The organism is Ruegeria sp. CL3, assembly GCF_056536505.1.
The window spans coordinates 37338-56186 of record NZ_JBQFPT010000012.1; the positions used below are offsets into that span (position 1 = coordinate 37338).

The following is an 18849-nucleotide window of genomic DNA, read 5'->3' on the forward strand; positions in this document are numbered from 1 at the left end:
GGGCACATCAGAGGAGGACCCGATGAAATCGCTCTATGCAGCTACATGCGCCTTGGCGCTGGCCTTGCCCGCCGCGGCAGCCGAATTGGAAACGTATCTTGAGTTCGAGAAGGCCATGCCTCCGGGCAATCTGGCGATTGGACCGGATGGGCGCATGTTCATGTCCGTGCATGAATTCTACGGGCCCGAGCTGCGTGTGGTCGAAGTGATGCCCGATGGATCAACCAAACCCTACCCGACCGAGGACTGGGCCCGTGCCCCGCAAGACGATGCCGATGGGTTGAACGGCGTCTTGGGCCTGCGGGCAGATCGCGATGGTATCCTGTGGATGCTGGATGGTCAGGGTGAAAACCAGACCGGGCGCATTGTCGGTTGGGACACCAAGACCGAGACCCTGCACGCGATCCACTATATCGGCGCCCCAGTCGCGCGGCCGACCTCGTTCCTGAACGATCTGGCCGTGGACCGCGATCATGGGGCGATTTACATTTCGGATACGGGCGACGGTCAAAACTCGGCCATCATCGTGGTTGATCTTGAGACGGGCCGCGCACGGCGCGTTCTGGAGGGGTCCAAATATACGATCCCCGAGGATACTCCGATGGTGATCGACGGGCGCGAGATCACGCTGGGCGGCAATCCGGCCAAGATCGGCATCAACCCGATCACCGTCGATCCGACCAACACGTGGGTCTATTTCGCCCCGATGACAGCGAGCGCGATGTACCGCATCCCTACGGCGGCATTGCTGGATGAAAGCCTGTCGGATGCTGATCTTGAGGCGCAGGTCGAACGCTATGGCGACAAACCGATCTCGGACGGCTCGACCGTGGATACCGGTGGCAATGTCTACATCACCGCGATGACGGATAATGCGCTGGGTGTGACCAAGCCGGACGGCAGCTATGAGGTTCTGTTCCGGTCGGATGATGAGTTGCCGTGGCCAGACGGGTTCTCGATCGGGGCGGATGGGTATGTCTATGCCACGATTAACGAGTTGCACCGCTCACCCGTTTTGAACAATGGCGAGGATGCCTCGAAGGGGATCTATAAGATCGTCCGATTCAAATCGCTTTCCGACGCGGTCAGCGGACGCTGATCCTGGCCCGGCCCTGTTCAGCGGGGCCGGGATACCTATCGACAATAGCCCCAACCGGGGCCTTGTAGGTGAAAATGATCCGCGTGCAGTCGGTTGAAATTTGGGCCTAATACCACGCGGAACCAGTCGCAGGCCCCTTTCCCGATCCGATGTAGAAAAGCACTCTCAGGTCCCGGCGTGGACCAATCCTGAAGCAGGCTGAGCGTCCGCCCATCCGCCAATTCCACCCCGATGATATCAATCGAATCCGCTGTTGCATGGCTGCTCCAGCCGCTGTTCTCACCCTGCGCGGTCCGCATACGGCGGCAGTTGTAGCTGCCTAGATGGCGCAAGGCGCGCACTTGAGTACCCAACAGTTCCTGCGCGGCGGGCTGAACCACGTGATGCTCCCACATCGCCAGACGCAGGGCCGTCGTACAGCGGGTCTCGACCCCGCTGACGCGGGCGCTGACCAACCGGGACAGCTCACCCCGCCCGGAGATGCTGCAGTTCTGGTCGATCACCAGATCCTCTATCTCTGAAAACGCAACACCGGCCTCAGACAGCGTCGCCCGGCATTGCGCCTCATCCGCCAATGCCCGGTTCAACTGATACTTGGTAACGGGTGTGACCGGTGCAGTCAGGGTCAAATCCCGCAGGGGGTTCCAGTGGTCGGGCAGCGGTGACTTGGGATGCGACAGCAACACATACCCGACCGACCCAACAAGAAATAGAAATACGATGATCGAAAAGAAAGACGCCGCCAGATACAAGATCCGGCGGCGTCCTGAATGTTTGGTCATACCCGATCCGCGATCAGTAGCGGTAGTGCTCGGGCTTGTAGGGGCCTTCCGGCGCAACACCGATATAGGCCGCTTGTTCGTTGTCCATCTTGGTCAGCTTCACGCCGATACGATCCAGATGCAGGCGGGCCACTTTCTCATCCAGATGCTTGGGCAGGATGTAGACCTTGTTTTCGTACTGGTCACCCTTGGTGAACAACTCGATCTGCGCCAGAACCTGGTTGGTGAAGGAGGCCGACATCACGAAGGACGGGTGACCGGTGGCATTGCCGAGGTTCAGCAGACGACCTTCGGACAGCAGAATGATACGGTTGCCCGAGGGCATCTCGATCATATCCACCTGTTCCTTGATGTTGGTCCACTTGTGGTTCTTCAGGCTGGCCACCTGAATTTCGTTGTCGAAGTGGCCGATGTTGCCGACGATGGCCATGTCCTTCATCGCGCGCATATGCTCGATACGGATCACGTCCTTGTTGCCGGTGGTGGTGATGAAGATATCCGCGCTGGCAACTTCGTCTTCCAGTAGGGTGACTTCGAACCCGTCCATCGCGGCCTGAAGGGCGCAGATTGGGTCAACCTCAGTCACTTTCACGCGGGCACCGGCACCGCGCAGCGAGGCAGCCGAGCCTTTGCCTACGTCGCCGTAACCGCAGACCACGGCAACCTTACCGGCCATCATGGTGTCGGTGGCGCGGCGAATGCCATCAACCAAGGATTCCTTACAGCCATATTTGTTGTCAAACTTCGACTTGGTGACAGAGTCGTTCACGTTGATCGCCGGGAACGGCAGATGGCCGTCTTTTACCAGCTGATACAGACGGTTCACACCGGTGGTGGTTTCCTCGGACACGCCCTGAATCTGGTCGCGCATCTTGGTGAACCAACCCGGGCTAGCCGCCATACGCTTGGCGATCTGCTTCTTGATCACCTCTTCCTCTTCCGAACCCGGAACAGGGATAATGTCTTCACCCGCTTCGGCACGGGCGCCCAGCAGGATATACAGCGTCGCGTCGCCGCCATCGTCCAGGATCATGTTAGGGCCATCTTCGAACAGGAAGGATTTGTCCAAGTAGTCCCAATGCTCTTCCAGCGTCTGGCCTTTGATGGCAAAGACAGGGATACCCGCCTCGGCAATCGCAGCGGCTGCGTGGTCCTGGGTCGAGAAGATGTTGCACGACGCCCAGCGCACATCCGCGCCCAGGGCAACCAGCGTTTCGATCAGAACGGCGGTCTGGATGGTCATGTGCAACGACCCAACGATCCGCGCACCGCTCAGAGGCTTGCTTTCACCATATTCCGAACGCAGGGCCATCAGGCCCGGCATTTCAGTTTCGGCGATATCCAGTTCCTTGCGGCCAAACCCGGCCAGCGAAATGTCTTTGACGATATAGTCCCCGGCCATCAGGCGCTCCATTTTTGCGGTCAATCACAGTTCCGGCTGCCCCTAACATCCCTTGGGGCAGGTGGCAATGTGGATGACCGAAAACGGGATTTTGCGCCGCAAAAATCAGCTGGGCGTGCCGTCAACCTTGACCTTCGGAATCGCTTCGAAAAAATCGGTGCCAACAGCGACAATACAACTTAAGCCGTTCGCATGGGTCACCAAAACGGTGTAGCTACCCGTTTCTCGTGAGGTCCAGACCTCCATGACCGACTGCGCGCCGCGTGTTTTCTGCAAACCCCCAAAAACCAGCTCTTCCGAGTAGCTTTTCTGCAGCTTATCAACAACATGCTCGCGCTCTGCACAATTCTGGGCAAAGGCGGGCGGGGCCGTGGCGGCCATGCCAAAGGTCAGGGCGACTGCAAATATACGTTTGAACATAGCAAACTCCTTTCGTTTCACTTTGTGAGAGGAGCGCACCGGGAGAAGCCAGTGCCCCCCTCGGTTTAAATGTCGGGATCAGTTGGTGTGGTTTCAAAGCACGAATGCTCAAGAAAACGTTGGCAGCTGGTGATCCTGACAGGTACATCATAGCAGAAACAATTTGGTTTTATTGTGTCCCACTTCACAAGGCATGGCAGAATGGCAACACAACCCCGCGCATGGCAGAGGATGCTGTCGGGCCGCAGGCTAGACCTGCTGGATCCGACCCCTGTCGATATCGAGATCGAGGATATCGCCCATGGCCTGGCCTTTGTGGCGCGTTGGAACGGGCAAACGGCCGGCGATTTCGCCTATTCTGTGGCCGAGCATTCACTTTTGGTCGAAGACCTTTTTGGCCGTATTGCACCCAAAGCGCCCGTGAAATGGCGGCTGGCAGCTTTGCTGCACGACGCGCCGGAATACGTGATCGGAGACATGATTTCCCCCGTCAAATCCGCCGTAGGCCCGGACTACGGCGCACTGGATGACCGTCTGGCGGCAGCGATTCATATTCGCTTTGGACTTCCCGCCGAGGTGCCTAAATCGGTAAAACGGCAGATCAAGAAGGCAGACAAGATCAGCGCTTGGATGGAGGCCACCCAGATCGCGGGCTTTTCCGAGGCTGAGGCGACGAAGTTCTTCGGTCGTCCGGATCGGGCGGTGATGGAGGGGTTGGAGATCAGGCTAAGGCCGCCAGTTGAAGTAAGGACGGCTTACACGCAGCGGCATGCAGCACTGATAGGTGAGCTTTGATGCGATATTGGCTGTAGCGACACGGCTTTCGCGGCGTGTGGCTCATGCCACCTACGACCTTAACAGTAGTGATCGGAATCAAGATAAATGGTATCCTCATAAAAGGAGGACCCGGGATGAGACACCTTGCACTGGTGACATGTTTGGTATTTTGCGCAAACTTGGTTCTGGCGGAACCGCCTGAAACCGTTGAAGACGATCTTGGTATTCTCAACCCACAGGATACGGGTCGTGAGATGCTAACCCGCAAAATCGAGATGGGCGTTATCGACTCAATTACCTGCTCGCTCGGTATAAATGTCACAAAGAACGACAACCACGAGTTGGCGAGACGGCTGACGAAGCAATGCGCGGATGCGGGCTATACCAAAGCTATGACCTGGATGAGTCAACTGGAAAACAACGGGTTGGGCGGCGAATACAACCCTGATGCCTCAGCCCAATGGGACCGCAAGGCGGCAGAAGCGGGTGACCCGGTGGGACGCTTCAATCACGGGCTGAACCTAATGCGTGGACATGGTGCAACTCAGAACGAGGCTTTGGGTCGTCAGTATGTCGATCAGGCCGCAAGGGAAGGCCTTGCAATTGCAAAGCGTCTTCAGGATGCAGGCTACGATCTGGACGAGGTGACCCCGGATGCCGACAATTGGAAATACGCGCCGCTTTTCTAAAGGCAGGGTGACTAATGGCTACCGGTGGCAGTGTCTCAACAGATTCTGCTGCGATGTCCGGCGGTTCATGATCAGACGCCGTACGGATTCGGACAATCTCGCGACGCGCAGAGACCAATACTTCGGTTGCAGATACGACTACAATCTCAATTGATTGTCCTAGCGATGTAGCTGAGGACAGGCGAAATCTTGCCACGTACTGACAAGCCTCTTTTCACAACACATCAGATGCCCCTAAAACTTGCGTGTCTTCAAAATGGGCAGTGAAGATTCTTGAATACGGGCAAACGCAAAACGGACACCAATTGGCCGCGCTTATCTGGCGGCGCGCGAACCGCAGTTGCGGTGGGGCTTCTGAGTCTGGTCTCTGCGTGCGCCCATGGCCCAACCGATGTGCAACTTGATCCGGAACGTCAGTCAATGGCGCTGCAAGAGGTCTCGCAAAAGCAGGCTCGAGGGCAACGGGTTTGGTGCGTGCCCTACGCACGTAGCCTCAGCGGTATCCACATTCGCGGCAATGCCAAGGACTGGTGGGGCAAAGCGCGCAGTGCGTTTGAGCGAGGCAACGAACCGGCTGTCGGCTCGGTCATGTCGTTTCGGGCAACGCGCGGGATGCCTTTGGGCCATGTGGCGGTCGTGTCCGATGTTGTTAGCGACCGAGTCGTCATCGTGAACCACGCCAATTGGCACCGCAACAAAGTGTCATTGAAAATGGGCGTGAAAGATGTCTCCAAGAACAATGACTGGACACTGGTCCGGGTCGAGAGCGTTCCGGGGCAATACGGCAGTTTGTACCCGGTGAACGGGTTCATCTATCCGAAGTCTGGCGAGTAGCCCGAAAGACTACCCTCTCAACAGACTATTGAAGGCTCTGCTTTTTACCGCGGGCTTCGCTTCGCCAAAATTCGCTGCAACGTCCGACGGTGCATGTTCAGCCGCCGTGCGGTTTCCGAGACGTTGCGATCGCACAGCTCATAGACCCGCTGGATATGTTCCCACCGCACGCGGTCCGCGCTCATCGGGTTTTCCGGCGGCGGGGGCAGTTCGTCGCCTTTGGCCAGCAGCGCGTTGGTGATGTCTGTGGCATCGGCGGGTTTGGACAGGTAGTCGGTTGCTCCGATCTTGACGGCGGCGACGGCTGTGGCGATGGCCCCGTAGCCGGTCAGCACCACGACTCGACTGTCCGGGCGCTTTTCACGCAGTACTTCGACGACATCCAAACCGTTGCCATCCTCTAGCCGGAGATCGACAACCGCATAAGCCGGCGGACGAGCGGTGGAAATGGCGCGGCCTGCGGCGACAGAACCTGCTGTTTCAACTTCGAAACCGCGTTTTTCCATAGCTTTGGCAAGTCGTCTCAGGAACGGCTCGTCATCATCCACCAGAAGCAGAGATTTATCGGGGCCGATATCAAGCTGAGAACTGTCTGCCATCGTTGAGTCTTTCCGCTATTTCATGCCTTTGGCTTTACCTAGAAGTAATAGCAGCGCGGGGCCAAAGGTCAAACTGGCTTGTCAGGACCCGGCTTGGTCCAAAAAACAGCCGACCTTGTCTGCCATTTGCTGCGCTGTGTCTTCGCGTTTGAAGAACTCAAGAAACCCATCTTCGGGTGTGACCAGATAGGTGAAGGTGGAATGGTCGACCAGATAGTATTCGTCGCTTTTGTCATGGGCCTTGTAGTAGGTCTTGTAGGCCTGGCTGGCGGCCTTGACCTGCTCGGGTGAACCGGTCAGAGCGATCAGACGTTCATGCAGGTTAAAGGCGTAGTCTCCGACCACTTCAGGCGTGTCGCGATCGGGGTCGATCGAGATGAACAGCGGTGTCACGGATTGTCCACGCTCGGCCAGAATGTCTACTGCCTCAGCGTTGCGGGACATGTCAAACGGGCAGACATCGGGACAGAACGTATAGCCGAAATAGACCAGTGTTGGCTCGGTGATCACATCTTTGTCGGTGACCGTCTCGCCCTTGCTATTGACCAGTTCGAACGGACCGCCAATCGCCGCCGTTCCGCCCGCGATCTGGCTGGACCGGCATTGGGCGTATTTGTCATCTGACCCGGACCCCATTGTCAAAAGCCACATGGCGCCAAGGCCGATAGCAAGAACGACAGCTGCGAGAATAGCATACAGGCGGGTCATGATCGTTTTCCGTGTGCAAGGGGTTGTTGATCGTATCGGTCGGGACACCTATCAAGATGATCAGCCGATGCAACAGGACATAAGTGACCAATGGCGGAATCCAACCAGAGTTTATGGGGCGGTCAGGAACGCAGCAGCTGGATCAGGCTGCGCACCCTTATCCTGCTGCGCTGGGTGGCCATCTTTGGCCAAATCACGGCCATCACGGTGGCTCAGCACAGCTATCATGTGCAGCTTGAGGTCACCCTGTGTTATCTGGCGATCGGCGTTTCGGTAATCGGCAACCTGACTGCCAGCTTCCTGTTCCCGCAGAACAAACGCCTGACCGAGTTTCAGAACTTCCTGATGGTGCTATTCGACCTGTTTCAACTGGCGATCCTGCTGTATCTGACCGGCGGATTGAACAATCCATTTGCCCTGCTGTTGCTGGGTCCGGTCACGATCTCGGCAAATGTCATGAGCACCCGCTCAACGCTGATCGTGGGGGCCGTGGCAATTGCGCTGGCCACACTTCTGGCTGAATTCCACCTGCCCCTGCGGACCGAGATTGGCCTGGTCCTGCAGATCCCCGACATTCTTTTGTTCGGCAACTGGGCCGCGATCATTATCGCTATTGTCTTTATCGGGGCCTACTCGCACCGTGTCAGCTCCGAGGCGCGCTCAATGTCCGAGGCGCTGGCGGCCACGCATATGGCGCTGGCGCGCGAACAGAAGCTCACCGATCTGGGCGGTGTTGTCGCCGCAGCCGCGCATGAGTTGGGGACCCCTCTGGCGACGATCAAACTGGCCAGTTCCGAGTTGATCGAGGAGCTCGACGACCGCCCCGAACTGAAAGAAGACGCAGCCTTGATCCGTGAGCAGGCGGACAGATGCCGGGACATCCTGCGCGATATGGGACGCGCTGGCAAAGACGATCTGCATCTGCGTCAGGCGCCCTTGTCCACAGTGGTCCATGAAGCGGCCGAGCCGCATATCGACCGGGGCAAAACCGTGCATTTCGCCGAAGGCCCAGTGCAGGATGGCGATGTGCAACAACCGTCGATCCTGCGCAAACCCGAGATCATTCACGGGCTGCGCAACCTGATCCAGAATGCGGTGGATTTCTCCCGCGCGAATGTCTGGGTCGAGGCGGAATGGACCTCGGACAAGATCGCCGTCTGTATCATGGATGACGGGCGCGGTTACCCCTCGCATCTGATTGGGCGGATTGGTGACCCCTTGATGCGGCGCAGACGGGCCGAAACAGACCAGCGCGCGCGCCCCGAGTATGAGGGTATGGGTCTGGGCCTTTTCATCGCCAAAACCCTATTGGAACGCAGCGGGGCGGATCTGGAATTTGCCAACGGCTCGGACCCGTATCAGCACCTCTCCGACAAGCCTGACCGCCGGGGTGCTATCGTCAAGGTCGAATGGCCGCGCAATCGCATCGACGCGCAACAGGGCGATACCCCGGTACCATCCGGGCGCAACCAGCCTATCCAGGTCTGAGTTAAGACACGGTTAACCATTTTCGCCATAGTTTGCGTCGGGGTTCCGTAGTCGTAAGGGGAGAAGATGGCAGACTGGATCATTCTGGCCGCGATCAGCTTGGTCTCGTGCTGTTTTGCGGTCATGTGGCTACTGCCGCGTCGTGCCCGACAGGACAACAGCTATGGCATGTTCACTGCAAGCTCCCTGTTCGACGCCGTTTTTCTGTTCGATGGCGACCGCCTGATCAGCCACTCTGATATAGCGTTGGCCGGTTTCGAACATGTTGCAGATTGGAGCGATCTTCGACGCTTGTTGCAGCGCGACTTTCCGACCTTCCCGGAAACGCCTGACCTCGTGCGCGATCAGGGCAATCTGGTTGTCTCAGCCATCGACTGCACGGTTGAGCGTGAGGTTCTTTGCGAATGGATTGACGGGATCGTTCGAATTCAACTGCACGAACCGGCAAGAGAAAAGAAAACCAAGCTGCGGGATCCGAATGATCCGATCCGGCTAGCGATGGATCAGGCACCCTATCCGGTCTGGCTGCTGGATCAGAACGCAAGCGTGCGCTGGTGCAACGCGGCCTATGTCGCCCTTGTTCGCAAGGCGCGCGGGCTGGATGCTGACTTGACCCTATCGCTGTTCCCGGACATCGGGGCCGAACCGCTACGCGGCGGGAAATCCCGCGTCTCGATCGACGTGGCCGGAAGCGACAGCAAATTGTGGTTCGACCTTACTCAGGTGGATCACACGGAAGGTCGCCTGTTCTATGCGGTTGATATCAATGCGATTGTGCAAGCCGAAACCGCCCAGCGCAAATTCGTGCAGACGATGACCAAGACCTTTGCGCAGCTGTCGATCGGCTTGGCTATTTTCGACCGCAACCGTCAACTGGCCCTGTTCAACCCGGCGCTGATCGACCTGACTACCCTGCCGCCGGATTTCCTCAGCTGCCGTCCCAATATCTCTAGCTTTTTTGACCGGCTGCGAGATCAGCACATGATGCCCGAGCCCAAGAACTACCGGTCGTGGCGCAATCAGATGAACGATCTGCTCGAGGCGGCTGAAGACGGGAACTATCAGGAAACATGGTCCCTGCCCTCGGGCTCGGTCTATTCGGTCAGCGGCCGCCCGCATCCCGATGGCGCCGTGGCATTTCTGTTCGAAGACATCACCGCCGAGATCACCCTGACCCGGCGGTTCCGGTCCGAGATGGACCTGATGCAATCCATCCTCGACAAGCTGGCCGACGCGATCGCGGTCTTTTCCGAAGACGGCACATTGGCCCTAACCAACTACGCCTACCAGCGGCTTTGGGGAACGCAGGAAGAGGCCGGATTTCACAGTGAAACGGTAACCGAGGTCACGCGCATCTGGCAGGATCATTGCGTCGCTACCCCGGTCCTGGGAGAGATCCGCGATTTCGTGGACATGCGCGATGACCGCACCGAATGGAGCGCCGAGATTCAGATGCGCAACGGCACCGCACTGGACTGTACCGTTATGCCCATGCAGAACGGTGCCACGATCGTGCGCTTTGCGACGGCAAGCAATTCTCTGACCACCGAACCCATGGCCCAGATCAGCGCCTGAACCGGGTTGCAGCCGCTGGGGCGCAGGTCCATTGTGGCGCCATGACTTCGGCACCTGTTTCTCTCACCCTGAAAAGCCCTCTGGACACCGCAGATTTCGCGGTGCGTCTTGGCGCGACCTTGAGACCTGCGGATGTATTGCTACTGCAAGGTGAGATCGGCAGCGGCAAGACCCATTTTGCCCGTAGCCTCATCCAGTCTCTGATGAACCCGCCCGAGGATGTGCCCTCACCGACCTTCACACTGGTGCAGGCCTATGACACGCAGATCGGCGAGATTTGGCATTGTGACCTCTACCGGCTGACCTCGGTAGATGAGGTTGACGAGCTGGGCCTGACTGAAGCCTTCGACACTGCGCTCTGTCTTGTGGAATGGCCCGACAAACTTGGGTCGTTGACCCCCGACACCGCATTGACGCTTGCCTTCCAAACCGACCCGATTGAAACCGAGACGCGCCATCTGACCCTGTCCTGGTCTGATCCGAAATGGCTTGGGAAACTGGAGAATACTCTATGACAGATCGCACTGTGCTGGCCGAGGCCCTGATTGCACAGACGCCATGGGCCAATGCCACGCGCGCACCTTTGGCCGGTGATGCCTCGAACCGCAGGTATGAGCGTCTGACTGATCCGGCGACTGGTCGCACGGCGGTTCTGATGGACGCCCCGCCGGATCGGGGAGAAGATGTCGAGCCCTTCGTCCGGATCGCGAACCATCTGCGCGCGGTCGGCCTCAGCGCACCCGAGATTTACGCCGAGGACAATCAGAACGGGTTTCTGGTTCTGGAGGATCTGGGCGATGATCTATTTTCACGCGTTCTGACCAAGGACCCGAGCCAGGAACGCCTCTTATATGAGGCAGCGACTGATGTTCTTCTGCACCTGCATGAGGCCCCGATCCTGCCCCTGCCCTCATACGACCCCACTTTGATGACTGAGCTGGCCGCTCTGGCCTTCACGAAATACGCGCAGGCCATTCTGGGCGACCATGATGAAGACGCGCAGGAGAGGTTCGAGCTGCGCTTTGCCGATATCCTGCTGCAGGAGACCTCGAGCACCAAAGTCGTCGTTCAGCGGGATTACCACGCCGAAAACCTGATCTGGCTGCCAGAACGTGAGGGCGTGCAGCGCGTCGGGCTTCTTGACTTCCAACTGGCGATGCTTGGGCACCCGGCCTATGATCTGGTCTCGCTCTTGCAGGATGTGCGCAGGACCGTGCCGACCGGAATCGAAATGCAAATGGTCAATCGCTATATCGCGGCCTCCGGCATGGATGACCATGATTTCCGGACCGCTTACAGCGTTCTGGGCGCGCAACGAAACCTGCGTATTCTGGGTGTTTTCGCCCGGCTGGCCACGGATTATGGCAAGCCACATTACGTCGAGCTGATCCCCGCCACATGGGCGCATCTGATGCGCGATCTGGAGCATCCCGCGCTGATCCCGGTTGCCGGTATCCTGCGCGACGCCCTGCCTGAACCAACCGCAGAAAACCTCGCAAGGCTGAAAGCGTCATGAGCCAATCTCCCGATGCCGTGATGCTGTTTGCCGCCGGGTTCGGCACCCGGATGGGCGCGCTGACCAAGGACCGGCCAAAACCTCTGATTGAGGTCGCCGGGCGCCCGCTGATCGACCACGCGCTTGCGCTGGTGGATGCCGTTCATCCGTCCCGTGTGGTTGCAAACCTCCACTATCACGCCGATCAGTTGCAGGCGCATCTAGCTCCCAAAGGTATCTTGCTTTCGCATGAAACACCCGAGATTCTGGAAACCGGCGGCGGCTTGCGGGCGGCTTTGCCTCTGCTTGGCACAGGCCCGGTTTTCACCATGAACACCGATGCGATCTGGGCCGGTCCCAACCCGCTGAGCCTACTGCAACAGTCATGGGACCCGGACCGGATGGATGCGCTTTTGATGTGCGTCCCGATTGGTCAAACCATCGGGCATGCGGGCGAAGGGGACTTTACCGCTGATGCCGACGGCCGGATCACGCGAGGTCCGGGTCTGGTCTATGGCGGCGTGCAGATTCTGAAAACCGACGGACTGCGGCACATCGCAGAACAGGCCTTCTCGCTAAACCTGTTGTGGAACCAGATGCACGACCGCAACCGCCTGTTTGCGCTGGAGTATCCCGGTCGATGGTGCGATGTCGGACGCCCCGAAGGGATCGTTCTGGCTGAGGGGATGCTGGCGGATGTTTGACCTCAGCGCTCATCCACGGGTGTTCGCAGTTCCTCCGGGCACGGATTTTCCCAAAGCGCTTGTTGCCGGGCTACGACAGCGTGCCTCCGGCCCTCCGCACGCGCTCGCCCGTGTGCAATTGGTGGTCAACACACGCCGGATGGCCCGACGGGTGCGCGACCTGTTCAATCAGGGGGCGCCATGCCTGTTGCCTCGGCTTTCTCTGGTCACCGATCTGGGCGAAAGCGTTGATCTGGCGCAGATTCCACCCGCCATACCCCCGCTGAGACGGCGGTTGGAGCTGACTCAGCTGATCTCAAAACTGCTGGACCAGCAGCCTGATCTGGCCGCACGGGCCTCGCTGTTTGACCTGTCCGACAGTCTCGCTGCCTTGATCGATGAGATGCAGGGCGAGGGCGTGTCCCCCGACGCGATCCGCCAACTAGATGTCAGCGATATGTCCGGCCATTGGGCCCGCGCGCAGGCGTTTATCGGCATCGCGGATCACTTTGTCGATGCAAGCGATCAGGCGATGGATGCACAGGCGCGGCAACGTCGTGTGGTCGAAAATCTGATCGACCGCTGGCAGGAGGCTCCTCCGCAACATCCCGTCATTCTCGCGGGCTCGACCGGATCGCGCGGCACCACGCTGATGCTGATGCAAGCCGTCGCGCGCCTGCCACAAGGGGCCTTGATCCTGCCGGGCTATGATTTCGACCAGCCGCGCGCCGTTTGGGACCGTCTGGACGAGGCGCTGACCTCTGAGGACCACCCGCAATATCGGTTCCGAAAATTGATGCGAGCGCTGGGGTTGGAGCACGACCAAATCCTGCCCTGGACGGATGAAAAACCGCCCTCACCCGCGCGTAACCGGTTGGTTTCGCTGGCTTTGCGACCTGCCCCCATCACCGACGCGTGGATGTCCGAGGGCCCACAGCTGACCGAGTTGGACCGGGCCACGCGCGACCTGACACTGGTCGAGGCAGACTCGCCCCGGTCCGAAGCCCTCGCCATCGCCCTTCGACTACGGCAGGCGGCTGAGACGGGCCAGACCGCCGCCTTGATCACGCCTGACCGGATGCTGACCCGGCAGGTCAGCGCGGCATTGGATCGCTGGAACATCCTACCCGATGATAGCGCCGGTCTGCCGCTGCAACTATCTCCGCCCGGCCGGTTTCTGCGCCATGTCGCGGGCCTGTTTGCCCGCCGTCTGGAGGGTGAGGCGCTACTGACGCTGCTGAAACACCCCTTGTGCCATGACGGAGGGGAACGCGGGACCCATCTGCTGCATACCCGCGATCTCGAGCTGGACCTGCGCCGCCACGGCCCTCCATTCCCGGACCAAGCCAGCCTTACCGCTTCCGCGATCCGCGCCGAAGCGCCCGAAGGATGGGTAAGCTGGGTCAAAGCGCATTTCTGCGATCAGCAAATCGCCGGGGAACTCCCCCTGACCGAATGGGTCTACCGATTGCTGTCTCTGTCCGAGGCGATCTCGGCCGGACATGCAGGCGATCAAGGCACTTTGTGGGACAAGAACGCGGGCCAAAAGGCCCTGTCAGTATTGACCAATTTGCGGGATGAGGCGCATCACGGCGGCCCCATGACCGCCCATGACTTCGCCGATCTGCTGGGCGCGCTTCTGGCCGGAGAAGAAGTCCGCGACCGCGACGCCCCGCACCCGCATATCATGATCTGGGGCACGCTCGAGGCCCGCGTGCAGGGTGCGGATCTGTTGATCCTCGGCGGTTTGAACGAGGGCAGCTGGCCTGAAGCCCCAGCGCCGGACCCATGGCTGAACCGCCAGATGCGCGACAAGGCGGGGTTGCTGCTGCCCGAACGTCGGATCGGGCTTTCAGCGCATGACTTCCAACAGGCCATCGGCGCGCCCGAGGTCTGGCTGACCCGCGCCACCCGCTCGGACGATGCGGAAACCGTGCCCTCGCGTTGGCTGAACCGGTTGACCAACCTCTTGCAGGGCCTGCCTGACCAAGGCGGCCAAGCGGCGCTATCGGATATGCGCGCGCGGGGTCGGACCTATCTGAACTGGGCTAAAACACTGGAGCAAGCCCCTCGGATAGAGGCAGCGCATCGCCCCTCGCCCAAACCTCCGGTTGCCGCCCGACCACGACGCCTTTCAGTCACCGAGATCAAGCGCCTGATCCGCGACCCTTATGCGATTTACGCCAAACATGTGCTGCGTCTGAAACCGCTCGATCCGCTGGTGCAGGCCCCCGATGCCTTGCTACGCGGGATCGTGATTCATGAAATCCTGGAGCATTTCGTCAAGGACAGCGTGCTGGATACCGCTTTGCTGACCCGCGAGAACTTCCTGAAACGCGCCCATGATCTGCTAGAAACACACGTCGCCTGGCCAACCGCCCGTAAACTGTGGCTGGCGCGGCTGGAACGGATTGCAGACGACTTTCTGAGTGCCGAGGTCAATCGCCGGGGCGACGGTGGCCCGGTCGCGTTTGAGGCCGTGATGAAACTGGTGTTGGAGCCTCTGGATTTCACCATCGCTGGACGGGCCGACCGGATCGATTGCAACAGCCGAGGTGCGTTGCGGATTGTGGATTACAAAACCGGCGCGCCTCCGACCGAAAGCCAGCAGGCAAAGTTCGACAAACAGCTGCTGATCGAAGCCGCCGTGGCCGAGCAAGGTGCAATCGAAGGGATCGACCCCACAGACGTGGCCGAGGCGATCTTCATCGGTATGGGCGGCAGCTACAAAGAGGTCGCGGCTCCGCTTGCCAAAGAACCCACCGACAAGGTGTTGGCTGAGCTGAAAGAGCTGATTTCCTCTTATTTAGAGCCTGATCAAGGCTTCTCATCGCGCCGCATGCTGCACAAGGACACCGATATCGGCGACTACGATCATCTGGCCCGGTTCGGGGAATGGGACCGCACCGCCGAAACCCTCCCTGAGGACCTGACATGAGCGCCCGGAACGACGCCACCGAGCGGCAAGTGCAGGCCGCACACCCCGATGCCTCGACCTGGTTGGCAGCGAATGCCGGGTCGGGCAAGACCCGCGTTCTGACCGACCGCGTGGCGCGTCTTCTGCTGAGCGGGGTGCAACCGCAGCACATCCTCTGCCTGACCTACACCAAGGCCGCCGCCAGCGAGATGCAGAACCGGCTCTTCAAGCGGCTTGGGGAATGGGCGATGCTGGGGGACGCGCCGCTGTTGGCGCAACTGACAGATCTGGGCGTCGAAGGCGCAATCGACTCGGACCGACTGGCGCAGGCGCGCACCCTTTTTGCCCGCGCGATTGAAACGCCGGGTGGGTTGAAAATCCAGACCATCCACTCTTTCTGCGCTTCACTGCTGCGTCGCTTCCCGCTTGAGGCCGGTGTTAGCCCGCAATTTGCCGAGATGGAGGACCGTGCCGCCGCCTTGTTACGCGAAGAGATCATCGAGGATTTCGCCGAGGGCCCTCAGGGCGGTTTGATCGAGGATATCGCACGGTTCGTCACCGATACCGGGTTTGACAGGCTGACCGCGGCGGTGACGCAAAAGCGGAACCTGTTCGCGCAGCCCTTGCAGCGTGCGGATCTACTTCAGCGGTTTGGCCTACCGGAGGGCTTTGACGACGACACCCTTGCGGGGCAGGTGTTTCTGGGTGGTGAGGTTGATCTGATCCAATCCATGTTGCCTGCACTGATCGAAAGCGGCGGCAACAATGCCAAGGCCGCCGCAAAACTCGCAGCATTCACCGAGGCAAAACTGACCCATCTGCCAACGCTGGAAGGCGTCTTGCTTACGGGCAAGGGCGCGAAGGAGCCGTTCACCGCCAAGATCAACGGTTTCCCAACCAAAGCCCTGCGCGAAGGCGCTCTGGCGGACCGCATGCCACAGCTGGAATCGCTGATGTTGCGGGTTGAGACTGCGCGCGAACAACGGCTGGCTCTGGTTGCTGCGCAAAAAACCACCGTTTTACATCGCTTCGCTGCAGCTTTCCTGCCGGAATATGAACGCCGTAAGCAGCTGCGCGGGTGGCTGGACTTTGACGACCTGATCCTGCGCGCGCGACAGGTTTTGAACGATCCGGCGGTCGCGGAATGGGTTCTGTACCGGTTGGACGGCGGCATCGACCACATTCTGGTGGACGAAGCGCAAGACACCAGCCCGGATCAATGGGACGTGGTCGAGAAGCTAGCGCAGGAATTCACCAGCGGGGAAGGGGCCCGATCCGAGGTTGAACGCACGATCTTTGTGGTCGGCGACAAGAAACAGTCGATCTATTCCTTTCAGGGCGCCGACCCGCAAGCCTTTGACCGTATGCAGGCCGAGTTTGGGCGAAAGCTGGAAGAATCAGGCTCTAAACTTTGGGATTCGACGCTTGAATACTCATTCCGATCCTCCAGTGCGATCCTGTCATTGGTTGACCTTCTGTTCGAAAATCAGGCCGAGGCCGGGTTTCACAAGGAAAGCCAGCACCGTGCGTTCAAGTCAGACCTGCCGGGACGCGTAGACCTCTGGCCCGTGGTGGAAAAGGTCGAGGATGAGGAGGATGGCGATTGGACCGATCCGGTGGATCGGCCCGGGTCGCGCCATCATACCGTCATTTTGGCCGAGCAGGTGGCGCAGTCTATCAAGCACATGATCGACACTGGGGCCACAATCCCCGAGGATGGCGAAACGCCCGGCACATTCGTGCGCCGTAAGGTTCAGCCGGGGGATTTCCTGATCCTGGTCCAGCGCCGCTCGGACCTGTTTGCCGAGATCATCCGCGCCTGCAAAGCCCTGCATCTGCCCATCGCCGGGGCCGACCGTTTGAAAGTCGGCGCCGAGCTGGCGGTGAAGGATTTGGCGGCATTGCTGAGCTTTCTGGCCACGCCCGAAGACAGCCTGTCGCTGGCGACGGTCCTGAAATCCCCTCTGTTCGGCTGGTCCGAGCAGGCTCTGTTCGATCTGGCCCATCGCCGGCAAGAGAAATTCCTGTGGGCCGCGCTGCGCAATCGCTCGGACGAGTTTCCCGAAACGCTTGCGATCCTCAACGATCTGCGCGGACAGATCGACTTTCTGCGGCCTTATGACCTGATCGAACGCATCCTGACCCGCCATGACGGACGGCGAAAGCTGCTGGGTCGGCTGGGTGCCGAAGCCGAGGATGGGATCAACGCGCTACTCTCGCAGGCTTTGGCTTATGAGCGAACCGATATTCCCAGCCTGACCGGCTTTCTGGTCTGGATGCAGACCGACGATCTGGAGATCAAACGCCAGATGAGCGGCGTAGGTAACATGATCCGCGTGATGACCGTGCATGGCTCAAAAGGGTTGGAAGCGCCCATCGTGATCCTGCCGGATACCGGCAAACGGCAGGCCCCGCGCGATGCCGAGATCATGGTGGCGGATGGAACGCCCCTGTGGAAAGTATCTGCCGATGTCTCGCCCAAGTTGATCTCCAGCGCCCGCGAGGAGGCCCGAAACCGTGAGGAAAATGAGCGCCTTCGATTGCTCTATGTGGCTCTAACACGGGCAGAAAAGTGGTTAATCGTGGCCGCTGCTGGGGATGTCGGGAAGGATGGAACCAGCTGGTATCAGATGGTCGACGCCGCGATGGAGCGCGCAGGCGCGACACAGATAGAGGGGTCGCTGACACGGCGACTGGCCCATGGCGATTGGCAGGGGTTGCCGCTGGTCGAACGCAGCGAACACGCCGAGCCAAGTCAGGACCTGCCTGCGTACTTCAAGCATCCCGCCGAGGATCCACCCTCGGAACCAGAAACCCTCAGCCCCTCAGATCTTGGCGGGGCAAAAGCGCTGCCCGGTGATGCGGGGCAGGATGAAGAGGCCGCAAAGCTGCGCGGCACCCGATTGCACCTGCTGCTGGAACATCTTCCCGCCGCGCCCCAGGATGACTGGCCCATGCTGTGCGCGCGGGTTCTACCCGATATGCAAGAACAGACTAGGGCCGAGTTGTTGTCTGAGGTCACTAAGGTACTGACAGCGGATCACCTGCAACCAGTCTTCGCGTCGGATGCGCTGACCGAGGTTCCCGTTTCAGCCGAACTGAACGGAAGGCGGATGCATGGTGTCATCGACCGGCTGATCATAACGGATACCGAGGTGCATGTGGTTGATTTTAAAACAAATACCACGGTGCCCGACGAGACTGAAGCCTGCCCCGAAGGCCTGTTGCGACAGATGGGGGCCTACGCGCAGGCGTTAAGCCAGATTTACCCGGACAAAACCATCCGTACCGCCATCCTGTGGACGCGGACGGCCGCGTTGATGTGGCTGCCACACGATCTTGTGACGCAATCGCTGACCCGCGCCCAGATATCTTGACCTT

16 protein-coding genes are annotated in these 18849 nt (G+C 59.7%); 11 read left to right on the forward strand and 5 right to left on the reverse strand.

What is annotated here, in order from left to right; all coding sequences use genetic code 11:
* The first annotated feature begins 22 nt into the window (after positions 1–22).
* Positions 23–1099 (forward strand): L-dopachrome tautomerase-related protein, encoded by a 1077-nt coding sequence (locus tag ACR0NO_RS17420; RefSeq protein WP_480724882.1) that lies wholly within the window; start codon positions 23–25, stop codon positions 1097–1099.
* Between the two features lie 35 nt (positions 1100–1134).
* On the opposite strand, the gene ACR0NO_RS17425 is transcribed toward ACR0NO_RS17420, so the two are convergent.
* The 3 genes from ACR0NO_RS17425 to ACR0NO_RS17435 all read right to left on the reverse strand — a co-directional run bounded on the left by ACR0NO_RS17425 (position 1135) and on the right by ACR0NO_RS17435 (position 3703).
* On the reverse strand, positions 1135–1881 hold the full coding sequence (locus ACR0NO_RS17425; RefSeq protein WP_480724883.1) for an extensin-like domain-containing protein: 747 nt from the start codon (positions 1879–1881) through the stop codon (positions 1135–1137).
* Between the two features lie 13 nt (positions 1882–1894).
* Complete coding sequence (gene ahcY, locus ACR0NO_RS17430) at positions 1895–3283, reverse strand: adenosylhomocysteinase (protein WP_170492011.1); 1389 nt, start codon at positions 3281–3283, stop codon at positions 1895–1897.
* Positions 3284–3388: 105 nt separating this feature from the next.
* On the reverse strand, positions 3389–3703 hold the full coding sequence (locus tag ACR0NO_RS17435; RefSeq protein WP_170380174.1) for a hypothetical protein: 315 nt from the start codon (positions 3701–3703) through the stop codon (positions 3389–3391).
* A gap of 201 nt (positions 3704–3904) precedes the next feature.
* Here ACR0NO_RS17435 and ACR0NO_RS17440 point away from each other — a divergent pair, with 201 nt between their 5' ends.
* From ACR0NO_RS17440 to ACR0NO_RS17450, 3 genes are all read left to right on the forward strand, one after another.
* Entirely contained in the window at positions 3905–4498 is a 594-nt protein-coding gene (locus ACR0NO_RS17440; RefSeq protein WP_480724884.1) for an HD domain-containing protein, read from the forward strand.
* Positions 4499–4614: 116 nt separating this feature from the next.
* On the forward strand, positions 4615–5169 hold the full coding sequence (locus ACR0NO_RS17445) for an SEL1-like repeat protein (RefSeq protein WP_170640817.1): 555 nt from the start codon (positions 4615–4617) through the stop codon (positions 5167–5169).
* Positions 5170–5643: 474 nt separating this feature from the next.
* The gene (locus tag ACR0NO_RS17450; protein WP_480724885.1) at positions 5644–6003 is read left to right on the forward strand and encodes a CHAP domain-containing protein; all 360 of its coding nucleotides are present in this window, start codon (positions 5644–5646) and stop codon (positions 6001–6003) included.
* A gap of 44 nt (positions 6004–6047) precedes the next feature.
* Here ACR0NO_RS17450 and ACR0NO_RS17455 read toward each other — a convergent pair whose 3' ends face one another.
* Together ACR0NO_RS17455 and ACR0NO_RS17460 are read right to left on the reverse strand one after the other, a co-directional pair.
* A complete protein-coding gene (locus tag ACR0NO_RS17455) occupies positions 6048–6602 on the reverse strand; it encodes an ActR/PrrA/RegA family redox response regulator transcription factor (protein WP_050604676.1) in 555 nt (184 codons plus the stop codon).
* 81 nt (positions 6603–6683) lie between these two features.
* Positions 6684–7310: an SCO family protein gene (locus ACR0NO_RS17460; RefSeq protein WP_170550914.1), complete on the reverse strand. Its 627-nt coding sequence runs from the start codon at positions 7308–7310 to the stop codon at positions 6684–6686.
* A 90-nt stretch (positions 7311–7400) separates the two neighbouring features.
* Between ACR0NO_RS17460 and regB the strand changes: the two genes are divergently transcribed.
* The 7 genes from regB (at position 7401) to addA (ending at position 18845) form a co-directional block, all read left to right on the forward strand.
* Positions 7401–8798, forward strand: coding sequence for a sensor histidine kinase RegB (gene regB, locus ACR0NO_RS17465; RefSeq protein WP_480724886.1), 1398 nt, complete (start codon positions 7401–7403; stop codon positions 8796–8798).
* A 66-nt stretch (positions 8799–8864) separates the two neighbouring features.
* On the forward strand, positions 8865–10373 hold the full coding sequence (locus ACR0NO_RS17470) for a PAS-domain containing protein (RefSeq protein ID WP_480724887.1): 1509 nt from the start codon (positions 8865–8867) through the stop codon (positions 10371–10373).
* 41 nt (positions 10374–10414) lie between these two features.
* Complete coding sequence (tsaE, locus tag ACR0NO_RS17475; RefSeq protein WP_480724888.1) at positions 10415–10888, forward strand: tRNA (adenosine(37)-N6)-threonylcarbamoyltransferase complex ATPase subunit type 1 TsaE; 474 nt, start codon at positions 10415–10417, stop codon at positions 10886–10888.
* Positions 10885–11889 (forward strand): aminoglycoside phosphotransferase family protein, encoded by a 1005-nt coding sequence (locus tag ACR0NO_RS17480; RefSeq protein ID WP_419740601.1) that lies wholly within the window; start codon positions 10885–10887, stop codon positions 11887–11889. The genes tsaE and ACR0NO_RS17480 overlap by 4 nt, the downstream gene beginning before the upstream one ends.
* Positions 11886–12572 (forward strand): nucleotidyltransferase family protein, encoded by a 687-nt coding sequence (locus ACR0NO_RS17485; RefSeq protein WP_419740600.1) that lies wholly within the window; start codon positions 11886–11888, stop codon positions 12570–12572. The genes ACR0NO_RS17480 and ACR0NO_RS17485 overlap by 4 nt, the downstream gene beginning before the upstream one ends.
* A complete protein-coding gene (gene addB / locus ACR0NO_RS17490; protein ID WP_480724889.1) occupies positions 12565–15489 on the forward strand; it encodes a double-strand break repair protein AddB in 2925 nt (974 codons plus the stop codon). The genes ACR0NO_RS17485 and addB overlap by 8 nt, the downstream gene beginning before the upstream one ends.
* Positions 15486–18845 carry a double-strand break repair helicase AddA gene (addA, locus tag ACR0NO_RS17495; protein WP_480724890.1) on the forward strand — a complete coding sequence of 1120 codons (3360 nt, stop codon included), beginning with the start codon at positions 15486–15488 and terminating at the stop codon, positions 18843–18845. The genes addB and addA overlap by 4 nt, the downstream gene beginning before the upstream one ends.
* Positions 18846–18849: the final 4 nt, after the last annotated feature.